The organism is Duganella lactea (genome assembly GCF_009857505.1).
In the GTDB taxonomy this organism is placed as follows: Bacteria; Pseudomonadota; Gammaproteobacteria; order Burkholderiales; family Burkholderiaceae_D; genus Rugamonas; species Rugamonas lactea.
The window spans coordinates 1-18,463 of sequence record NZ_WWCP01000039.1 but is presented as its reverse complement, the minus strand read 5'-3'; the positions used below and the strand labels follow the sequence as shown (position 1 = coordinate 18,463).

Sequence of the window (18,463 nt, the reverse complement as noted above, 5' to 3'; positions counted from 1 at the left end):
TGCCCGCCGTGCAGGAAAAATGTCTATCGCAGTCTTCGTCAGTGTGACGTTGACCGCCGTCGTAACTCTGGTTCTGACCACGTTCGCCCTGTATTTCTATCAGCTGGAACGGGCGCAGCGCTGGGAGCAACTGCGCACCACGCTGGCCAGCAGCGCCGATGAACTGGCCGTCGCCGTGGCGCTGCCGGCCTGGAATTTCGACGAGACGCAAATCGTCACCATCATGAAAAGCGGGTTGAGCAACCGCGACCTGTACGCCAGCGCGGTGACGCCGCTGGCCGGCAATCGTCCTTTCATCCTGGTCCGGAACGCGCAGGCGCAATTGGTGCTGGCCGACCGCCTGCCGTCCGACCCCGAGCTGCTGGCCGAGCAGCGGCCGATTGTGGCGCTTGGCCAGCATATCGGCACCATCACCGTTTACGCCTCGCCGGCACTGCTGGTCGAGCAACTGCGCCAGCGCCTGTACACCATCGCTGGCCTGATTTTCGTGCTGGACGTGACGCTGGTGCTCAGCCTCTACCTGCTGCTGTGGCAACTGATCTTCAAGCCGCTGACCAATATCGAACGCTATGCGGCCAGTGTGAAGGCCGGCCAGAATCCGGGCGCCTCGCCGCCGCGCGACTGGTACACCGGCGAACTCAAAACGCTGAACGCCTCCATCCGCGAGATGGTGCGGCTGATGGAAAGTCGCTACGTGGCCATGCACGCCAGCGAGGAGCGCCTGCAGATCGCCTCCAGCGCGGCGGCGATCGGCATCTGGGACTGGAACATCGTCAGCGGCCAGATGGTGTGGGACGAACAGATGTACCGCCTGCATGGCATGGAGGGACGCAAGCTGGATAACCCGTTCGAGGCCTGGCGCGGCATGGTGCACCCGGACGACGCCGTGCCGACCAGCATGCTGTTGCAGCAGGCGCTCAACGGCACCGCCGAATTCGACGTCGAGTATCGCCTGATCTGGCCGGACGGCTCGGTCCATTACATAAAGGCCGATGGCATGACCTTCCGCGACAGCGACGGCCACGCCATGCGCATGGTCGGCGTCAACTACGACGTCACCGCCAGCCGCGTGGCGGAGCAGGAGCTGCGCCGCCACCGCATCCATCTGGAGGAACTGGTTGCCGAGCGCACCAACGCGCTGTCGGTGGCGGTGCGCCAGGCGCAGACGGCCAACCACGCCAAGTCGACCTTCCTGGCCAATATGAGCCACGAGTTGCGCACGCCGCTCAATTCCGTCATCGGTTTCTCGCGCCTGATGGCCGATTCGAAGAACATGCTGCCGGAGGAGAAGCGCAACCTGGCCATCATCCACCGCTCCGGCCAGCACCTGCTCACGTTGATCAACGATATTCTCGAATTGTCCAAGATCGAGGCCGGCCGCGTCGTGCTGCAAACGGAAGTGGTCAACCTGAACGACATGCTGCAGGAAGTGATGGACATGGTCAGCATGCGCGCGATGCAGAACAACGTGGAGCTGGTGCTGGACAGCGTCGGCCTGCCGGCCAGTGCGCGGGTGGACGGCACCAAGCTGCGTCAGGTGCTGTTGAACCTGATGTCCAACGCGGTCAAATTCGCCGCGCAGGGCAAGGTCACGCTGAAGGTGCGCGGCCTTTCGCGCGGCAGCCAGTGCGAGCTGGCGTTTGCCGTCATCGACAATGGTCCCGGCATGAAGGAAGAGGATCAGGCGCGCGTGTTCGAGCCGTTCATCCAGGCCGACGGGCCGGGCGCGAAGGAGGGGACGGGTCTGGGCCTGACCATCTCGCGCGAGTTCGTGCAGCTGATGGGCGGCACGCTGGCGCTGCAATCGGCGCCGGGCAAGGGCGCCACCTTCTTCTTCGCCGTGATGGCGCAGGTGGCGGATGAGGCGCCCGCCGTGCGCCGCGATGAAGTCAGCCCACTGGCGCCGCAGCAGCAGCGCCGCGTGCTGGTGGCGGACGACAATGCCGATAGCGGCGCGCTGATGGAAAGCCTGCTCAAGCCACTCGGCTTTGATGTGGCGGTGGTCGGCGATGGCTTGCAGGCGCTGGCCATGATTGAAGTGTGGCTGCCGGACCTGGTGTTCATGGACTGGCGCATGCCGGGGCTGGATGGCATCGGCGCCACGCGTCAGATCCGCGCCAACCGGGACGGCCCGCAGCCGGCCATCGTGATGCTGACCGCGTCGGCTTTCGCCGAGGAGCGCGAGGACGCATTGGCCGCCGGCGCCGATGAGTTCATGCGCAAGCCGGTCGAGCAGGAGCAGTTGTACGCGGTGCTGGAGCAGCAACTGAACCTGCAATTCGTGCGTCGTCACCGCATGGCCGCGCGCCAGATGGCGCCGGCGCCGCTGGCAAGCCGCGATCTGCGGCGACTGGTGCCGGCGCTGCGCGCCGAATTGAAGACCGCCCTGCAGGAGCTGAATCTGGCGCGCGTGGCGGCGTTGCTGGAGCCGTTGCCGCCGGCGCTGGCCGACGTGGTGGCCGGCATCGGGCATCTGGTGCAGTTGCATCAGTATCCGCAATTGTGCGCTTTGCTGGACCAGGCGGGGAATGAACTGGAGCCTCTGGCCTGAGCGGTATATGATAGTGGACGCAATCCAGAGTAGTTGACTTGGCGAGAGATTTTTACATGCACCGGGATTTGTCGGAACAACACACCAAGGGCGAAGTGCTGATCGTGGAAGACACGCCGGCCTCGCTCAAGCTGCTGAGCGACCTGCTGACGGAGGCCGGCTACTATGTGCGTCAGGCCCCCAACGGCGAGCTGGCCCTGTGGACCGCGCAATCGCGGCCGCCGGAGCTGATCCTGCTGGACATCCGCATGCCCGGCATCGACGGCTTTGAGGTGTGCCGCCGGCTGAAGGCCACGCCGGCGCTGTGCCAGGTGCCGGTGATCTTCCTGTCCGCCCAGCACGACACCGACGACAAGGTGCGCGGCTTCGCGCTTGGCGCGGTGGACTTCATCGCCAAGCCGTTCCAGACCGAGGAAATCCTGGCCCGCACCGACGCCCATGTGCGCCTGGGGCGCGCGCAGAAGGCGCTGGCCGATGAACGCGCGTTGCTGGAACAACGCGTGGCCGAACGCACCGCCGAACTGGCGAAGGAAGTCGAGCAGCGCCGCGCCAACGAGGAATTCCTGCGCCTGGCCAGCAAGGTGTTCGAGGCGACCCAGGACGCCATCGTCGTCACCGACCGCACGGGGCGCATCGTCGCCACCAACCCCGCCTTCACGCAGATTTCCGGCTACAGCGCCGCCGAGGTACTGGCGCAGAGCATCGGCATGCTGCACGCCGGCGCCCACGACGCCAGTGCCCTCGACGCCATGCTGCAGTCGGTGATGAAGACCGGCCACTGGTCGGGCGAGATCATGGCGCGCCGCAAGAACGGCGACATCTATCCGGGCCTGCTCAGCGCCTCGGTGGTGCGCGACGAGAGCGGCCATGTGATGAACCACGTGGCCGTGTTCATGGACATCACGGAACGCAAGGCCGAGCAGCACCTGATCGATTTCCTGTCCAACCACGACGCCCTGACCGGCCTGCCGAACCGGCTGCTGGCGCGCCAGCGCTTTGCGCAGACGCTTAGCGCCGCCAGCCGCGAGGGCCGCTGCGTGGCCGTCATGTGCCTGGACCTGGACCGCTTCAAGAGCATCAACGACTCGTATGGCCACGACATGGGCGACAAGGCGCTGCAAGTGGTCTCCCGTTACCTGAGCGAGACCGTGCGCGAGGGCGACACCGTGACGCGCCAGGGCGGCGACGAGTTTCAGATCATCGTCGCCGACGATCCGCAATTGAGCGCCACCATGGCGCTGGCGCAGAACATCCTGGCTGGCTTGCGCAAGGAGCTGATGATCGATGGCCGGCAGATCACCGTCACGTCGAGCATCGGCATCGCCGTCAGCCTGAGTGACGGCGACAGCTTCGATGAACTGGTGCGCAACGCCGACACGGCGCTGTTCCGCGCCAAGGAAATCGGCCGTGACAACTACGCCATCTTCACCGAACGTATGGACGCCGAAATCCGCGACAAGCTGGCGATTCAGAGCCAGCTGCGCGGGGCCATCGCGCGCGCGGAGTTCGAGGTCCATTATCAGCCGCAGGTATGCCTGAAAACGGGCGCCGTGGTCGGTGCTGAGGCGCTGCTGCGCTGGAATAGTGCAGTGCTGGGCAAAGTGCCGCCCAACCGCTTCATCCCGCTGGCCGAGGAATATGGCCTGGTCAACAGCATCGGCGAGTGGGTGCTGGAGAGCGTGTGCGCGCAAATGAAGGTGTGGCAGGACCAGGGGCTGGGCAAAATCAAGGTGGCGGTCAACCTGGCGGCGGGGCAGTTCGCCAACGACGCCACCGTGCCCTATGTGGAAGCGACGCTGCGCAAATTCGGCGTGGCGCCTGAATATCTGGGCCTGGAGATCACCGAAGGCACAGTGATGGGCGATCCGGACAAGGCGGTGGCGGCGCTGCGCCGCCTGAAGGACATTGGCGTTGGCATCTCACTGGACGACTTTGGCACCGGCTATTCCAGCCTCAGTTACCTGAAACGCTTCCCGATCGACGTGCTCAAAATCGACAAATCCTTCGTTGACGATGTGACCACCAACAGCGCCGATGCGGCGATCGCGCTGTCGGTCATCTCGCTGGCACACAATTTGAATATGCGGGTCATAGCGGAAGGCGTGGAGACGCGCGAACAGGTGCAATTCCTGACCGATCGCGGGTGCGACGAGATGCAGGGCTACTACTACAGCCGTCCGCTGAATGCCGAAGGCTTTGCCGCGCTGGTGCGGGAAGGCCGCAACTTGTTAGATATGTAATCAACCTGTCCTCTGGAGCGTTATGGAAAAGAAGTTCAACACCGCCATCGCCGGCGCATGCCTGTTGTTGTGTTTAAGCGCGGCGCACGCCGCCACCCCGGCGGCGGCCAAGCCCGGTCCGTCGGATGCGCAGTTGAAGGCGGTCTACACGCAGGAATGGAAATGGCGCACCAGCCAGAAACAGGAGGACGGTGAGGACGATGACGACAGCGGTATATCGACCTCGCTGCCGCAAATCGACGCCGCCACCCAGAACAAGCGCCTGGTCTATTGGCAGGGCGTGATGAAGAAGCTGGACGGCATCAAGGAATCCCGCCTGTCGGCGCCGGAGCGCATCAACTACCAGGTGTACAAGTCGCAGATCGCCGCCTTCATCGCCGCGCAGCAGTTCAAGGAATACGAAAAGCCGCTGAACGCCGACACCGCCTTCTGGTCCAATATGACCTACACCGCGCGCCGTCCGATGAGCAAGGAAAAGGAGTACCGCGCCTACCTCAAGCAACTGGCCGACACGCCGCGCTACTTTAACGACGAAATCGTCAATATGCGTGCCGGCATGGCGCGTGGCTTCACGCCGCCGAAGATCACGCTGGTGGGGCGCGATGCATCGATCACCTCCGTGACCGATGCGAAAACCCCGCAGGACACGGTGTTCTACGCGCCGTTCAAGGACATGCCGGCCTCGATGCCGGACGCGCTGAAGGAAGAGCTGCGTGCGCAGGCGGCCAAAGTGATCGCCACCTCGGTGATCCCGGCCCACCAGTCGCTGCTGAAGTTCATGCGCGAAGAGTATGTGCCGGCCGCGCGCGAAGAACTGGCGGCCGAGAGTCTGCCGGATGGCAAAGCCTACTACCAGTCGAAGATCGTCGAATTCACCACCACCTCGCTGACGGCGGACCAGATCCACAATATCGGCCTGGAGGAAATGGCCAAGATCCGCACCGAGATGCTGGACGTGATGAAGCAGGTGAAATTCCAGGGCGATATGCCGGCCTTCCTGCGATTCCTGCGCACCGATCCGCAGTTCTACGCCAAAACCCCGGAAGAGCTGCTGATGCGCTCCGCCTGGGTGGCCAAGAAGTTCGACGGCAAGGTCTCGAAATACTTCGGCTATCTGCCGCGCCGCCGCTTCGCCATCATTCCGGTGCCGGATGACCAGGCGCCGTTCTACACCTCGGGCCGTGGCGGTCCGGGCGTCTACCTGGTCAACACCTACAACCTGCCGTCGCGCGCGCTGTACAGCATGCCGGCGCTGACACTGCACGAATCGGCGCCGGGCCACGCTTTCCAGATGCCGATCGCGATGGAGCAGAAGGGCCGTCCGCCGTTCCGCAACGCCTACATTTCCGCCTACGGCGAGGGCTGGGCGTTGTACACCGAGCGTCTGGGCGCCGAGATGGGCATGTACGAAACACCGTATGAAACCTTCGGCATGCTGAGTTATCAGGCCTGGCGCGCGTCGCGTCTGGTGGTCGACACCGGCATCCACAGCAAGGGCTGGACCCGCAAGCAGGCGCAGGACTACCTGAGCGAGAACACCGCGCTGTCCACGCACGAGATCGAAACCGAGGTGGACCGCTACATTTCGTGGCCGGGCCAGGCGCTGTCCTACTATCTGGGCGAGATGAGCATCCTCAAGGCGCGCAAGAAAGCCGAACAGGCGCTGGGGCAGAAATTCGACATCCGCAATTTCCACGACACCGTGTTGCAACTGGGCTCGGTGCCGCTGCCGGTGCTGGAGGCGCGCATCGACCAGTTCATCGCCGAAGGCGGCAAAAGCCCGTATCCTGACCTGGAGTGAGATGGAAATGAATAAGACCTTACTCGCCGCCGCCATGGCCGGCGCGCTGCTGGCCATGCCTGCCGTCGCCAACCCCGTCAAACCGAGGCCGCCCGAACCCGCCGGCGAGTTCGGCCCCGTGCTGGCGCAGTTGGTCAGCGAACTGAAGGCCTTGCCGGACGAGCCCAACTTCACCAGGCAGCTCGACAATTACGCCAAATTCGCGTTCTCGCCCGAGTTGCGCCCCAGGCTGAAGCGGCTCTTCGGCACCGAGCGCCCATTCCCGCTGGAGCGCGTGTCCGGCAGCGCCAAAGGCCAGGTCGATTATGTCGGCAAGATGGCGGCGCACAGTTACAAGCAGGCCAACGGCACCGAGTTCAGCTGGACTGAGGCGGTGGCCAACTTCACCACCGACAGGGCCGGCAGCGCCGTCACCAGCACCGGTTCGTGGCCGTCGCTGCTGGTGACGGCGCCGGGCAGCTCGTTCAGCGTGGTCAACATGGGTTTCAGCGGCAAGCAGCGGCGTGGCGCGGACGGTGTGGCGTATGGCGACGCAGTGGTCAAAATCGGCGTCGTCACCGCGCGCGCCATGCGGGCCGAAGGCGACAGCAAGGAGATCGTGCGGCTGGACGGCATTACCTTGCGCTCGGATGTGACACGGCGCGGCGCGATGGCGGAAATGGCATCGCGCACCACGGTCGATGCGATTGTGTTTGGCAATGAAAAAATCGAACGCACCAATGTCGCGTTCCGCCTGACGAACCTGCCGGCCAAGGCCTTGGCCGATCTGGACAAGGGCATGCGCGCGCAGCAAAACAGCCATCTGTCGCAGGCAGCGCAGACCAAGGCGCTGACCGGGCTGATGACCGACTTCGGCAAGCGCGCCATGGCCGCCGGCGCCACGCTGGTGATTGACGATATCAGCGCTTCCTATCGCGGGAATACGGCTTCGATCAAAGGCAGTATCGGCTTCCAGAAGTTAGTCGAGGCGGACTTCAGCAATGTTGCCTTGTGGGCCAAGAAAATGGTGGCGCGCTTTGAAGTGCGCGTGCCGGTGGCGCTGGTGAAAGACCTTGCGCGCGTGTTCGCCTCCAAGGACGGGGGCGCCGCCGCGCCGGATGCCGAACAGCTGATCGGCAAGGCCGTCAGCGACGGTTACGCCGTGCTGGACAAGCAGGTGCTGCGCTCGACCATCGAAATCAGGGACAGCAAGCTGATTGTCAATGGTAAGGAGATCGATGCGGCGGCCCACATGAAAACCTTCAGCCGCAAAGTGCTGCCGCCGGCGGCGCAGCCGCCAATCGCACCGGAAAGGCAGCCGGAACCGGCTGCCGAGTAGTCAGCTTACGCGGTCAGCATGTCGTTGGCGATCCACTCCAGCACCGGCGGGCGGTGTGGTTGCCAGCCCAGCTTGCGGGCGCGGGCGCCGCGCACGCGGCTGTTCGAACCCAGGCCATAGGAAGCCATTTCGTCGCCCCATGCTTCTTTGGCCTGTTCCAGCGGCCAGTCCTGCGGCTCGCCCAGGCCCAGGGCTGTGGCGATCGCGCCGCTCATGTCGCGGAACGACGCCTCGCCGCTTTCGACGAAATAGAAGGCGCCGGCGTCGGTCTTGTCCAGCGCCAGCAGGTACAAATCCACCACATCGTCAATGTGCACATTCGACCAGATATTGCGGCCGGGGCCGACGTGGCGGACGATGCCGCTCTTGCGCGCCTGCTTCAGCAGCCGTGGCAGCTGCACCGAGTCGCGCGGCAGCGCGCCGTGGCCGTAGATCAGCGTATTGCACAGCACCGCCGAGCGCACGCCGTGGTTGGCGGCGTCCAGCACCAGGTTGTCGATCGCCACGCGGGCGGCCTTGTCGGCGGTGGGTTCGGGAAGCTGATCTTCGTGGTAGATCTGGTCCGTGCCTGCGCCGCCCGAGGCGTCGCCGACGATGCTCGATCCGCTGGTGTGCAGCAACACCTTGCCCGAACCGGCCAGTCCCTCGATCAGCGCTTCGACCGCCGCGCGGTTGTCGCTGCTGGCGGCGTTGATGACGGCGTTGGCCGCGCGTGCCTGCGCGCTCAGCAGTGCACGATCATCCAGCGCGCCGAGTATGCCGGTCACGCCGATCTTCTTCACTTCTTCCAGTTGTTCTGGTTGGCGCACCAGGCCAACAACTTCATGGCCGGCCTTGACCAGACCAGCGGCGATCGAGCCGCCGATAAAACCGGCCGCACCGGTGACGAATACTTTCATGTCCTGCTCCTTGATGTCTGTTTCTGATGCAGACAGTATGGGGACGCGACGAACGCGTGCCAATAGGTCACGGAGCAAAGCTCCCTTGCGCCGGCTTCAATAATCAGAAGTAAACGGTGTGGCTCGGGGCAGGGCGGTACTTAAAATATGAGGGGAAACTTTAGCGCGGGCTTGGGCGCCGGAGGGACTGCTGGTCGCGTCGTCAGCTGCTTATGGGGCTGGCGGCGGAAGAGGTGTAAGGCTTAGAAATAAACGGTGGCGGTGATGGTCGATTTGTACGTGTCCGGCTGCGGCGTGGATTGCGCTGGAATCGTGCCATACACGGTCAGGGTTTGCAGGCTGCCGGTGCCGGTGCCGGATTTGGTGTCGCTGCCTGGCGTGTTACCCCAGTTGGTGGCGCCGGCGGTCTGGTACAGGTTGTAGGCGACAGTGCTGGTGTTGGCGCCGGTGCCGCTCATGACGCGCGCGCCGATGGTGGAGCCGGTGCCGGTGCCGGCGTTCAGACCGATATTGTAGGGCGTGGTGTTGGTGCACGTTACCTGCAACTGGCTGGTCTGGTTGACGGCGGTCGCCAGTACCCCCTGCGACTGGCCGAAGTCCAGCGTGCTGGTGGCGATGATGCAGTCGGCGATGATTTTCAGGGTGACGTCGAAGGTCTGGGTTTTGGTGGTGATTGCGCCGCTCAGCATCGGCACCATGGCGGCGCCGAAAGCGGCGACGAGTGCGGCACGGGTGATGGTTTTGCTTCTCATGATGTTCTCCTGTCGAGGTTGGTTGTTGGCGCGTTCTGAACAACTTTTGTTTCCGAACTCCAATGAAGTCCAGTATTACTCAACAAATCAAACGCTGCTTTTGCCGGATGTGGCAGTACTTTTGACAGCGTGGAAATCGGCAAATTTATTTTCCGTACGGCACTTTTTTACAACAGCCGCCACGCGCCAGCAGAAAAAGCGTTCTGACCGTGATAATTCGCACCGCAATGGTGCGCGATGCGATATGTTGGTGCGTTGTGGCGCGCACGGCGTGGTGTTTGGCTGGCATGCTGATTGCATAGGACAGCACATTATTTAAACATTCTTGCCATCATGCCCGACTGCACCGTATCGCGTGACCCTGCCGCCAGCCACAGCGCCTGGCGGGCCGGCCTCACGCTAGGCTTTGTTGATGACGCCGGCACCACACGGCTGCTGGACAAGATGCACTACGGTCCGTTGCGCGTGCAGAAGGCGCTGTACGCGGAAGGTCCGCGAGTGTGCCAGGCCATCATCGTCCATCCGCCGGGCGGCGTGGTGGGCGGTGACCAGCTGGAAATCGACATCGGCGTGGGCGACAACGCGCACGCCTTCATCACCACACCCGGCGCGGCCAAGTGGTACCGGGCGAACGGCAAGGTGTCGCGCCAGTCGGCACACCTGCATGTCAACGAAAACGCCGCGCTGGAATGGCTGCCGCAAGAGACGATCTTTTTTGATACCGCTAACGTGGTGCTGGAGCAGCATGTGGAACTGGCCGCCGGCGCCACCTTCCTCGGTTGCGAGATTCTGTGCATGGGCCGGCGCGGTTCGGGCGAGGTGTTCAACGCGGGCCGCATCCGCCAGCGCAGCAGCATCCGCCGCGAAGGGCGGCTGATCTGGTGGGAGCAGGGCGATATGGTCGGCGGCCGCCTCGATAGTCCGCTGGCGCTGAACGGCCACACCGTCTGCGCCACGCTGATCGCGGCCGGCAAGCCGCTGCCCGCCGCCGTGTTGAACGAGTTATTGATTCAAATACGCGCCGACATCGCCGCCGATGGCGAGCATGTTTTCGGCGTCACGCACACCAGGGGCGTGCTGGTGGCGCGCCATCTCGGCGACGACAGCGAAACCGCGCGCCGCCTGATGCTGACCGTTTGGCGCCGTCTGCGCCCGCACCTGTTGCAGCGCGAGGCGGTCACGCCGCGCATCTGGCAAACCTGAAAGAGCACACAATACATGGACCTGACGCCACGCGAAAAAGACAAGTTGTTGATTTTTACCGCAGGCCTGGTGGCGGAACGCCGCAAGGCGCGCGGATTGAAGTTGAACTACCCGGAAGCGGTGGCGCTGATTACCTGCGCCATCATGGAAGGCGCCCGCGACGGCAAAACTGTCGCAGAACTGATGTCCGACGGCACGCGCATACTCACGCGCGCCGACGTCATGGAGGGTATCCCCGAAATGATCCCTGACATCCAGGTCGAAGCGACGTTCCCCGATGGGAGCAAGCTTGTGACTGTCCACCACCCCATCCCATAAAGGAGTTCATCATGATCCCAGGTGAATACAAGCTTGAAGAGGGCGAGATCGGCCTGAACGAGGGCCGCCAGACCACCACCGTGGTGGTCACCAATCAGGGCGACCGTCCGGTGCAGATTGGCTCGCATTTCCATTTTTTTGAAGTCAACTCGGTGCTCAAGCTGGAGCGCTGGAAGGCTTACGGCATGCGCCTGAATATCGCCGCCGGCACCGCCGTGCGCTTTGAGCCGGGCCAGCAGCGCACCGTGGAACTGGTGCGGCTCGATGGCGATCAGGAAGTGTATGGCTTCAACGGTAAAGTCATGGGGAAACTGAGCTGATATGGTGACCATCTCGCGCCGCGCCTACGCGGAGATGTTCGGCCCGACCACCGGTGACCGCATCCGCCTGGCGGACACTGAACTGTTTATCGAAATCGAGAAGGACTACGCGACCTACGGCGAAGAAGTGAAGTTCGGCGGCGGCAAGGTGATCCGCGACGGCATGGGCCAGTCGCAGCGCGTGGCGGCGGACGTGATGGATACGGTGATCACCAACGCGGTGATTGTCGACCACTGGGGCATCGTCAAGGCGGATATCGGCTTGAAGAACGGCGTGATCGCCGGCATCGGCAAGGCCGGCAACCCGGACATCCAGCCGAATGTGACGATGGCGATCGGCGGCGCGACCGAGATTATCGCCGGCGAGGGCATGATCGTCACCGCCGGCGGCGTCGACACGCACATCCACTTCATCTGCCCGCAGCAGATCGAGGAAGCGCTGATGAGCGGCGTGACGACCATGATCGGCGGCGGTACCGGGCCGTCGGCCGGCACCTCGGCCACCACCTGCACGCCGGGGCCTTGGCATCTGCACGCGATGCTGCAGGCGGCCGACGCGTTTCCGATGAATCTGGGCTTCCTCGGCAAGGGCAATGTCAGTTTGCCGGAACCGCTGGAGGAGCAGGTGCGCGCCGGCGCCATCGGCTTGAAGCTGCACGAAGACTGGGGCAGCACGCCGGCCGCCATCGACAATTGCCTGACGGTGGCCGACAAGATGGATATCCAGGTCGCCATCCACAGCGATACGCTCAACGAGGGCGGCTACCTGGCCGACACGCTGGCGGCGTTCAAGGACCGCACCATCCACACCTTCCACACCGAAGGCGCGGGCGGCGGCCACGCGCCGGACATCATCGCGGCGGTGGGCGAGGGCAATGTGCTGCCGTCGTCGACCAATCCCACCCGGCCATTCACGGTCAACACGCTGGATGAGCATCTGGACATGCTGATGGTGTGCCATCACCTGGATGCGGCGATCACCGAGGACGTGGCGTTCGCCGAATCGCGCATCCGCCGCGAGACCATCGCCGCCGAGGATATCCTGCACGATATCGGCGCGATTTCGATGATGTCGTCCGATTCGCAGGCCATGGGCCGCGTGGGCGAAGTGATCATGCGCACCTGGCAGACGGCGCACAAGATGAAGGAGCAGCGCGGGCCGCTGGCGCCGGATTCGTCGCGCAACGATAACTTCCGCGTCAAGCGTTACATCGCCAAGTACACCATCAATCCGGCGATCACGCACGGCATCGCGCATGCGGTGGGTTCGGTGGAGGTGGGCAAGATCGCCGATCTGGTGCTGTGGAAGCCGGCCTTCTTCGGCGTCAAGCCGCAGACGATCCTCAAGGGCGGCATGATCGCGGCGGCGCTGATGGGCGATCCGAATGCATCGATTCCTACGCCGCAGCCGGTGCATTACCGGCCGATGTTCGGCGCCTTTGGCGGCGGCTTGAAGAAGTCGTTCACCTTCGTGTCGCAGGCGTCGTATGACGCCGGCATCGGCGAGGCGCTCAAGTTGAATAAAACGCTGATCGTGGCGAAGGGCATGCGCACGCTGCGCAAGTCCGACATGATCCATAACGGCCTGGCGCCGAAGATGGATGTCGATCCCGAAACCTATGAAGTGCGCGCCGATGGCGAATTGCTGGTTTGCGAGGCCGCGGTCAAGCTGCCGATGGCGCAGCGCTATTTCCTGTTCTGACTTTGCTGACCGATTATAGATTATCGATTATCGATTATGTTAACACTCCATACTAAAGTCGCGCACGCCGATGCCGTATCGGCCAACGTCGCCGCGCAACTGGTGCTGCCTTATGAACTGCGCGAGAAGTGCCGCCTGCGCGCGGCCTTGGATACGGGCGAGGAGGTCGCTGTATTCACCGTGCGTGGCACGGTGCTGCGCGATGGCGATCTGCTGACCGGTGAAGACAAACGCGTGATTCGCGTGGTGGCCGCGCCGGAGCCGACTTACAAGGTGACCTGCGCCGATGCCCACACGCTGCTGCGCTGCGCCTTCCATCTCGGGAATCGTCACACGCAGGCGCAGGTGGGCGACGGCTTCCTGCGCATCCGCGCCGATGCGGTGTTGAAGGAGATGCTGGCCGGCCTGGGCGCGACGGTGGTGGAGCAGCTGTCAGCGTTCGAGCCGGAGTCTGGCGCCTACGGCGGCGGCCATGGACACCATCACGACCACGGACTGGGTCCGCTGGCGCCTATCCCGCTGCGCCAGAAGATTCACCGTCCGGGCGATCCGAAGTAAATGCAAGCTGCCGCGCTGCTCCATCTGCTGCAATTCGCCAGTCCGGCGCTGCCGATCGGCGCGTACAGCTATTCGCAGGGGCTGGAAGCGGCGCTGGAGCGCGGCGAGGTGCGCAACGCCGATACCGCGCGCGCCTGGATCATCCGCCACCTGCACGAGGTGGTGGCGCAGTGGGAAGCGCCCATCGCCTGGCGCCTGATGCACGCCTGGACGCGCCGCGACTGGCGCGCCGTCAGCGACTGGAACGAAAGATTCATCGCCTCGCGCGACAGCGGCGAATTCCGCGCCGAGACCATCCAGATGGGCTACTCGCTCACCAAACTGGTCGCGGAGCTGGGCATTACCGATGCCGACACGCTGGCCCACCTGCAAGGCGAAACCGAGGTCGCGCTGCCCACCGCCTTCGCCTGCGCCGTCGCCGCGTTGAACATCCCGCACCACGCCGCGCTGCTGGCCATGCTGTTCGCCTGGGCCGAGAACCAGGTGCTGGTGTGCGTCAAGTCGGTGCCGCTGGGGCAGGTGGCCGGCCAGCGCATGCTGCTGTCGCTGCGCGCCGAGATCGAAGCCGCCGCCCGGCATGCGCAAACCGTCGGCGATGACGACATGTGCAACTGGGCGCCGGGCCTGTCGCTGCTGTCGATGCAGCACGAAGTTCAATACAGCCGTTTATACCGATCCTGAAAGAGCACTATGACACCATCCAATCCACTCCGCGTCGGCATCGGCGGCCCCGTCGGTTCGGGCAAGACCGCCCTGTGCGAAATGCTGTGCAAGGGCATGCGCGACCATTACGACATGGCCGTCATCACCAATGACATCTACACCAAGGAGGACATGGAGATCCTGCTGCGCGCCGACGCGTTGCCGGCCGAGCGCCTGATGGGCGTGGAAACCGGCGGCTGCCCGCACACGGCGATCCGCGAAGACGCCTCGATCAACCTCGAAGCCATCGCCCGCATGCAGGCCGACTTCCCCAACCTGGACCTGATTCTGGTGGAATCCGGCGGCGACAACCTGGCCGCCACCTTCAGTCCCGAGCTGTCCGACCTGACCATCTACGTGATCGACGTCGCCGGCGGCGAGAAGATTCCGCGCAAGGGCGGTCCCGGCATCACCCGCTCCGATCTGCTGATCATCAACAAGACCGACCTGGCGCCGCACGTCGGCGCGGACTTGGACGTGATGGCGCGCGACGCCAAACAGCAGCGCGGCAGCCGTCCGTTCATCTTCACCAATCTGCGCAGCGGCGACGGCGTCAGCGCCGTCATCGACTACATCCGCCAACAAGGCTTGCTGGACCAGTAAAGGAGCAACCATGAAAAAGACCCTCACCGCATTGACGCTGGCCGCCGCCAGCGGCGCCGCCTTCGCCCACACCGGCGACAGTGCGCACACGCACGGCTTCCTGGCCGGCTTTATGCACCCGTTCACCGGACTGGATCATCTGCTGGCGATGCTGGCCGTGGGCGCATGGAGCGTGCGCCAGCCGAACGCCCAATGGCTGCCGGCCACCTTCATCGGCATGCTGTTGATCGGCATGGCGAGCGGCGCGCTGGGACTGCACATTCCCGGTCTGGAGACTGGCATCGCATTGACGGTGGCGTTGATGGGCGTGTTGCTGGTGGCGGCCACGCGGCTGCCGGCGGCCGCCGGCACGGTGATGGTCAGTGTGTTCGCCATCCTGCACGGTAACGCGCATGGTCAGGAACTGCCGCAGGCGGTCAGCGCCGGCGGCCTGCTGGCCGCCAGCCTGCTGCTGGTGTATGGCGGGAATCTGCTGGCCCGCGTCAGCCCTGCGCTGGCGGTGAAGGCGTCCGGTGTGGCGATCGCCGCCACCGGCGTGATGCTGACGGCGACGGCGTAAAACCGCCTAGTTGCGCTCTTCGCTGCGGCGTTCCTGCAGCACGATGGGCGCTTCGTTTTTTGGATACAGGCCGTGGTGGCCGTCGTAGATGGCGCGGATGGCGGCCATGTCGGCCTCTTGGTCGCCGCTCAGGTGCAGATGGTCGACCATGCCCAGCGTCTTGTTCGGGTAATCGATATACACCAGGCACAGTGGCACCCCGGCTTCCAGCGCCAGATGGTAGAAGCCGGTCTTCCAGTTGGGCCGATAGGCACGCGAGGCTTCGGGCGTGATGGCCAGCCAGTACCAGTCGGCGGCGTTCATGCGCTCGGCCTGCGAGCGGATCATGCCCTGCGGCGCGCTGCGGTCGACCGGCTCGCCCCCCATCGCCCGGAACCAGCCGCCCAGCGGCGATTTGAACAGCGAGTCCTTGGCCAGCCAGCGGAACGGCAGGTGCATCGCCCATTTGCACATCAGACCGATGACGAAGTCCCAGTTCGAGGTATGCGGATACACCACCACGATGCCGCGCGGGCCGGGCAGCGGGCGGTACAGGAAACGCCAGCCGAACAGATTCAATATCTGTAGCGGCAGGCGCCGGCGCCAGGTGGGCAGCGCCGCCGGCTTCAGTTCGTCATCAGTCATCTCACTATACCCTGTGGTCTTATATAATTTGCACTATTGACAGCCTTGTAGCGAGCTGGTCAAAAAAGCTGCGCGCATTCTATATTGGCCTTGGCGGTGGGGCAAGCTTTGAACTTTCCTCATCATTTCCCGTCCAACGAGCATGACGACGAAATCGATACTCTGCGTGGGCGTCGGCGAGCCGGGCTTGCCGGCGCACTGGCAGGTGGTGCGGACGGAGAGACTGGCCGAGGCGTGCCGTCATTTAAAGGCGCACGCCTGCGCCGTCGGCCTGCTGCTGGTGCGGGACACCGACAGCTGCGCCGATCTCAACGCCTTGCTGCTCGATCATTTTGCCCCGCACTGGATCGCCGTGATGCCGCCGTCGCTGCTGGAACAGCCGGCGTGGTGCCAGTTGCTGCGCGATCACTGTGACGACTACCACACCTGGCCGCTCGATCATCAGCGGCTGCGGCAGGCCGTGGGCCACGCGCTCGGCATGGCCGCGCTGCGTGCCGGGCCGGCGCCGCCGCAGGGCGGCGACGAGGTCACGCTCACCGGCCAGAGCGCCGCCATCACGCGCTTGCGGCGGCAGATCGTCAAGGTGGCGGCGGCCAGCGCGCCGGTGCTGATCTGGGGCGAGAGCGGCAGCGGCAAGGAGCTGGCGGCGCAGGCGGTGCACGCGCAGTCGCCGCGCCGCAAGGGGCCGTTTGTGCCGATCAACTGCGGCGCGATTCCGGCGCAACTGATCCAGTCCGAGTTATTCGGCCACGAACGCGGCGCCTTTACCGGCGCGGCGCGCGACAAGCGCGGCCTGATCGAAAGCGCGCAGGGCGGCTCGATCTTCCTCGATGAAATCGGCGACCTGCCGATGGAGTTGCAGGCCAACCTGCTGCGCTTCCTGCAGGAACACACCATCTACCGCGTGGGTGGCACGCGCAGCATCGCGGTCGACGCGCGCGTCATCGCCGCCTCGCACGTCGACCTGGCGCAGGCGGTGCGGCGCGGCGTCTTTCGCGAAGACCTGTACTACCGCCTCAATGTGCTGGCGCTGGATGTGCCGTCGCTGCGCGAACGCAAGGACGACCTGCTGCCGCTGGCCGAGCATTTCTTCCGCACGTTCTCCAGCGAGCGCGCGCCGCGCGTGAAAGGCTTCAGCGGCCGCGCCGCGCAGGCGATCCGCGAGCATGACTGGCCCGGCAATGTGCGCGAGTTGATCAACCGCGTGCGGCGCGCCATGGTGATGGCCGAGGGCCGCCTGATCCTGCCGCACGACCTGGGCCTGGTGTCGGCCGCGCCGGCCAGCGCGCCGCTGCAACTGGACGACGCCCGCATCCGCGCCGAGCGCGACGCCATCGACGCCAGCCTGCTGCGCGCCGGCCGCAACATCACGCTGGCCGCGCGCGACCTCGGCGTATCGCGCATGACGCTTTACCGGCTGCTGGCCAAGCATGGCATCGATGGAGCGTCGCGCGCCAGTTACACCAACGGCCAGAGTGAATGAGCGGTGGCGCTGTCACAGCGGCGTGACGGCGGGCGTCGCGCCGGCCGGCAGGACAGGCGGCGCCACGGCGCGGAAGCCTTGCGGATCAATAGCTTGGCGCGCATGGCACCAAGCTTGCGGAAGAAGTGAGACCGGAGGATCGGCCCCCGGTTACATTCACTTTCTTTGCAAGGTAGGAGCAATTATGAAAAAAATCCTGATCGGCGCGGCTATCGCGCTGGCCTTTGGTGCGCAGGCTCACGCGCAAAACTCGGTTTCGCAAACCGGCGCTGGCGTCAGCGCCAACGACACGGCGAGCGCCTCGCTGGACGGCAGCACCCACACCGCGAACAACAATAACAACAGCACCGGCGCCGCCAGCGCCAGCGCGCTGGCCGGCGTGGCGGCCAACAACGGCGGCACGGCGACGTCGAACTTCAGCAACGCGTTCAACACCTCCAGCGCCAATGCCAACAGCGCGCTGACCGGCACCGTGCGTGATAACTGGGTCGACTACATCGGCAACGCCGCCAGCAACAGCGGCAACAGCACCGGTGGCGCCGGTGTGGGCGGCGCCGGTGGCACGGCCACCGGCGGTCATGCGACCGGCGTTGGCGGCGTTGGCGGCTCGTCCGGCAGCGGCGCCGGCGGCAGCGGTGGAGCGGGCGGCTACGCCACCAACGGCAGCGCGTCCAATGGCTCGCCGTATGCCGGCGGCAGTAGCGGTGGTAGCGGCGGCGCGGGTGGCGCCGGGCTGCTCGCCGACGCAGGTGAACGGGTCGCCGGCAAAGCCGCGTCCGTACAGCGCCGCCGCCGCGCCCTTGATTACTTCGATCTGCTCCACCGTGGCC

At 64.8% G+C, this 18,463-nt stretch carries 17 protein-coding genes and 1 pseudogene; 15 read left to right on the top strand and 3 right to left on the bottom strand.

Annotated features, from left to right (window positions below):
* Positions 1 to 19: 19 nt before the first annotated feature.
* From GTP44_RS22750 to GTP44_RS22735, 4 genes are read left to right on the top strand one after another with little or no spacing between them, the layout of a single operon-like run.
* Complete coding sequence (locus GTP44_RS22750) at positions 20 to 2,551, top strand: ATP-binding protein (protein ID WP_229257039.1); 2,532 nt, start codon at positions 20 to 22, stop codon at positions 2,549 to 2,551.
* A 56-nt stretch (positions 2,552 to 2,607) separates the two neighbouring features.
* Positions 2,608 to 4,791 carry a two-component system response regulator gene (locus GTP44_RS22745; protein WP_161021215.1) on the top strand — a complete coding sequence of 728 codons (2,184 nt, stop codon included), beginning with the start codon at positions 2,608 to 2,610 and terminating at the stop codon, positions 4,789 to 4,791.
* Positions 4,792 to 4,813: 22 nt separating this feature from the next.
* Positions 4,814 to 6,592 (top strand): DUF885 domain-containing protein, encoded by a 1,779-nt coding sequence (locus GTP44_RS22740; RefSeq protein WP_161021214.1) that lies wholly within the window; start codon positions 4,814 to 4,816, stop codon positions 6,590 to 6,592.
* A gap of 7 nt (positions 6,593 to 6,599) precedes the next feature.
* Positions 6,600 to 7,910 (top strand): DUF945 family protein, encoded by a 1,311-nt coding sequence (locus tag GTP44_RS22735; protein ID WP_161021213.1) that lies wholly within the window; start codon positions 6,600 to 6,602, stop codon positions 7,908 to 7,910.
* Between the two features lie 5 nt (positions 7,911 to 7,915).
* Here GTP44_RS22735 and GTP44_RS22730 read toward each other — a convergent pair whose 3' ends face one another.
* Together GTP44_RS22730 and GTP44_RS22725 are read right to left on the bottom strand one after the other, a co-directional pair.
* On the bottom strand, positions 7,916 to 8,809 hold the full coding sequence (locus tag GTP44_RS22730) for an NAD-dependent epimerase/dehydratase family protein (protein WP_161021212.1): 894 nt from the start codon (positions 8,807 to 8,809) through the stop codon (positions 7,916 to 7,918).
* Positions 8,810 to 9,051: 242 nt separating this feature from the next.
* Positions 9,052 to 9,561: a Csu type fimbrial protein gene (locus GTP44_RS22725; RefSeq protein ID WP_161021211.1), complete on the bottom strand. Its 510-nt coding sequence runs from the start codon at positions 9,559 to 9,561 to the stop codon at positions 9,052 to 9,054.
* Here GTP44_RS22725 and GTP44_RS22720 point away from each other — a divergent pair.
* Genes GTP44_RS22720 through GTP44_RS22680 form a run of 9 tightly spaced genes read left to right on the top strand, consistent with a single transcriptional unit; the run spans position 9,545 to position 15,526 of the window.
* Positions 9,545 to 9,880, top strand: coding sequence for a hypothetical protein (locus GTP44_RS22720; RefSeq protein ID WP_161021210.1), 336 nt, complete (start codon positions 9,545 to 9,547; stop codon positions 9,878 to 9,880). The two genes, GTP44_RS22725 and GTP44_RS22720, sit on opposite strands and share 17 nt — an antisense overlap.
* Before the next feature lie 14 nt (positions 9,881 to 9,894).
* Positions 9,895 to 10,764, top strand: a complete 870-nt coding sequence (locus GTP44_RS22715; RefSeq protein WP_161021209.1) for an urease accessory protein UreD — start codon at positions 9,895 to 9,897, stop codon at positions 10,762 to 10,764.
* Between the two features lie 15 nt (positions 10,765 to 10,779).
* Positions 10,780 to 11,082: an urease subunit gamma gene (locus tag GTP44_RS22710; RefSeq protein ID WP_160989739.1), complete on the top strand. Its 303-nt coding sequence runs from the start codon at positions 10,780 to 10,782 to the stop codon at positions 11,080 to 11,082.
* An 11-nt stretch (positions 11,083 to 11,093) separates the two neighbouring features.
* Complete coding sequence (locus GTP44_RS22705) at positions 11,094 to 11,402, top strand: urease subunit beta (protein WP_160989740.1); 309 nt, start codon at positions 11,094 to 11,096, stop codon at positions 11,400 to 11,402.
* A gap of 1 nt (position 11,403) precedes the next feature.
* Entirely contained in the window at positions 11,404 to 13,104 is a 1,701-nt protein-coding gene (ureC, locus tag GTP44_RS22700; protein ID WP_161021208.1) for an urease subunit alpha, read from the top strand.
* A gap of 36 nt (positions 13,105 to 13,140) precedes the next feature.
* Positions 13,141 to 13,662 (top strand): urease accessory protein UreE, encoded by a 522-nt coding sequence (gene ureE / locus GTP44_RS22695; protein ID WP_161021207.1) that lies wholly within the window; start codon positions 13,141 to 13,143, stop codon positions 13,660 to 13,662.
* Entirely contained in the window at positions 13,663 to 14,343 is a 681-nt protein-coding gene (locus GTP44_RS22690; RefSeq protein ID WP_161021206.1) for an urease accessory protein UreF, read from the top strand. It abuts the gene before it with no gap.
* A gap of 9 nt (positions 14,344 to 14,352) precedes the next feature.
* Positions 14,353 to 14,967 carry an urease accessory protein UreG gene (gene ureG / locus GTP44_RS22685; RefSeq protein WP_160989743.1) on the top strand — a complete coding sequence of 205 codons (615 nt, stop codon included), beginning with the start codon at positions 14,353 to 14,355 and terminating at the stop codon, positions 14,965 to 14,967.
* 10 nt (positions 14,968 to 14,977) lie between these two features.
* Positions 14,978 to 15,526 carry a HupE/UreJ family protein gene (locus tag GTP44_RS22680; RefSeq protein WP_161021205.1) on the top strand — a complete coding sequence of 183 codons (549 nt, stop codon included), beginning with the start codon at positions 14,978 to 14,980 and terminating at the stop codon, positions 15,524 to 15,526.
* 6 nt (positions 15,527 to 15,532) lie between these two features.
* On the opposite strand, the gene GTP44_RS22675 is transcribed toward GTP44_RS22680, so the two are convergent.
* On the bottom strand, positions 15,533 to 16,150 hold the full coding sequence (locus GTP44_RS22675) for a 1-acyl-sn-glycerol-3-phosphate acyltransferase (protein WP_160989745.1): 618 nt from the start codon (positions 16,148 to 16,150) through the stop codon (positions 15,533 to 15,535).
* 142 nt (positions 16,151 to 16,292) lie between these two features.
* On the opposite strand from GTP44_RS22675, the gene GTP44_RS22670 reads away from it, so the two are divergent.
* The gene (locus GTP44_RS22670; protein ID WP_161021204.1) at positions 16,293 to 17,633 is read left to right on the top strand and encodes a sigma-54 dependent transcriptional regulator; all 1,341 of its coding nucleotides are present in this window, start codon (positions 16,293 to 16,295) and stop codon (positions 17,631 to 17,633) included.
* Between the two features lie 184 nt (positions 17,634 to 17,817).
* A pseudogene (locus tag GTP44_RS22665) lies at positions 17,818 to 18,463 on the top strand (hypothetical protein); the annotation flags it as partial.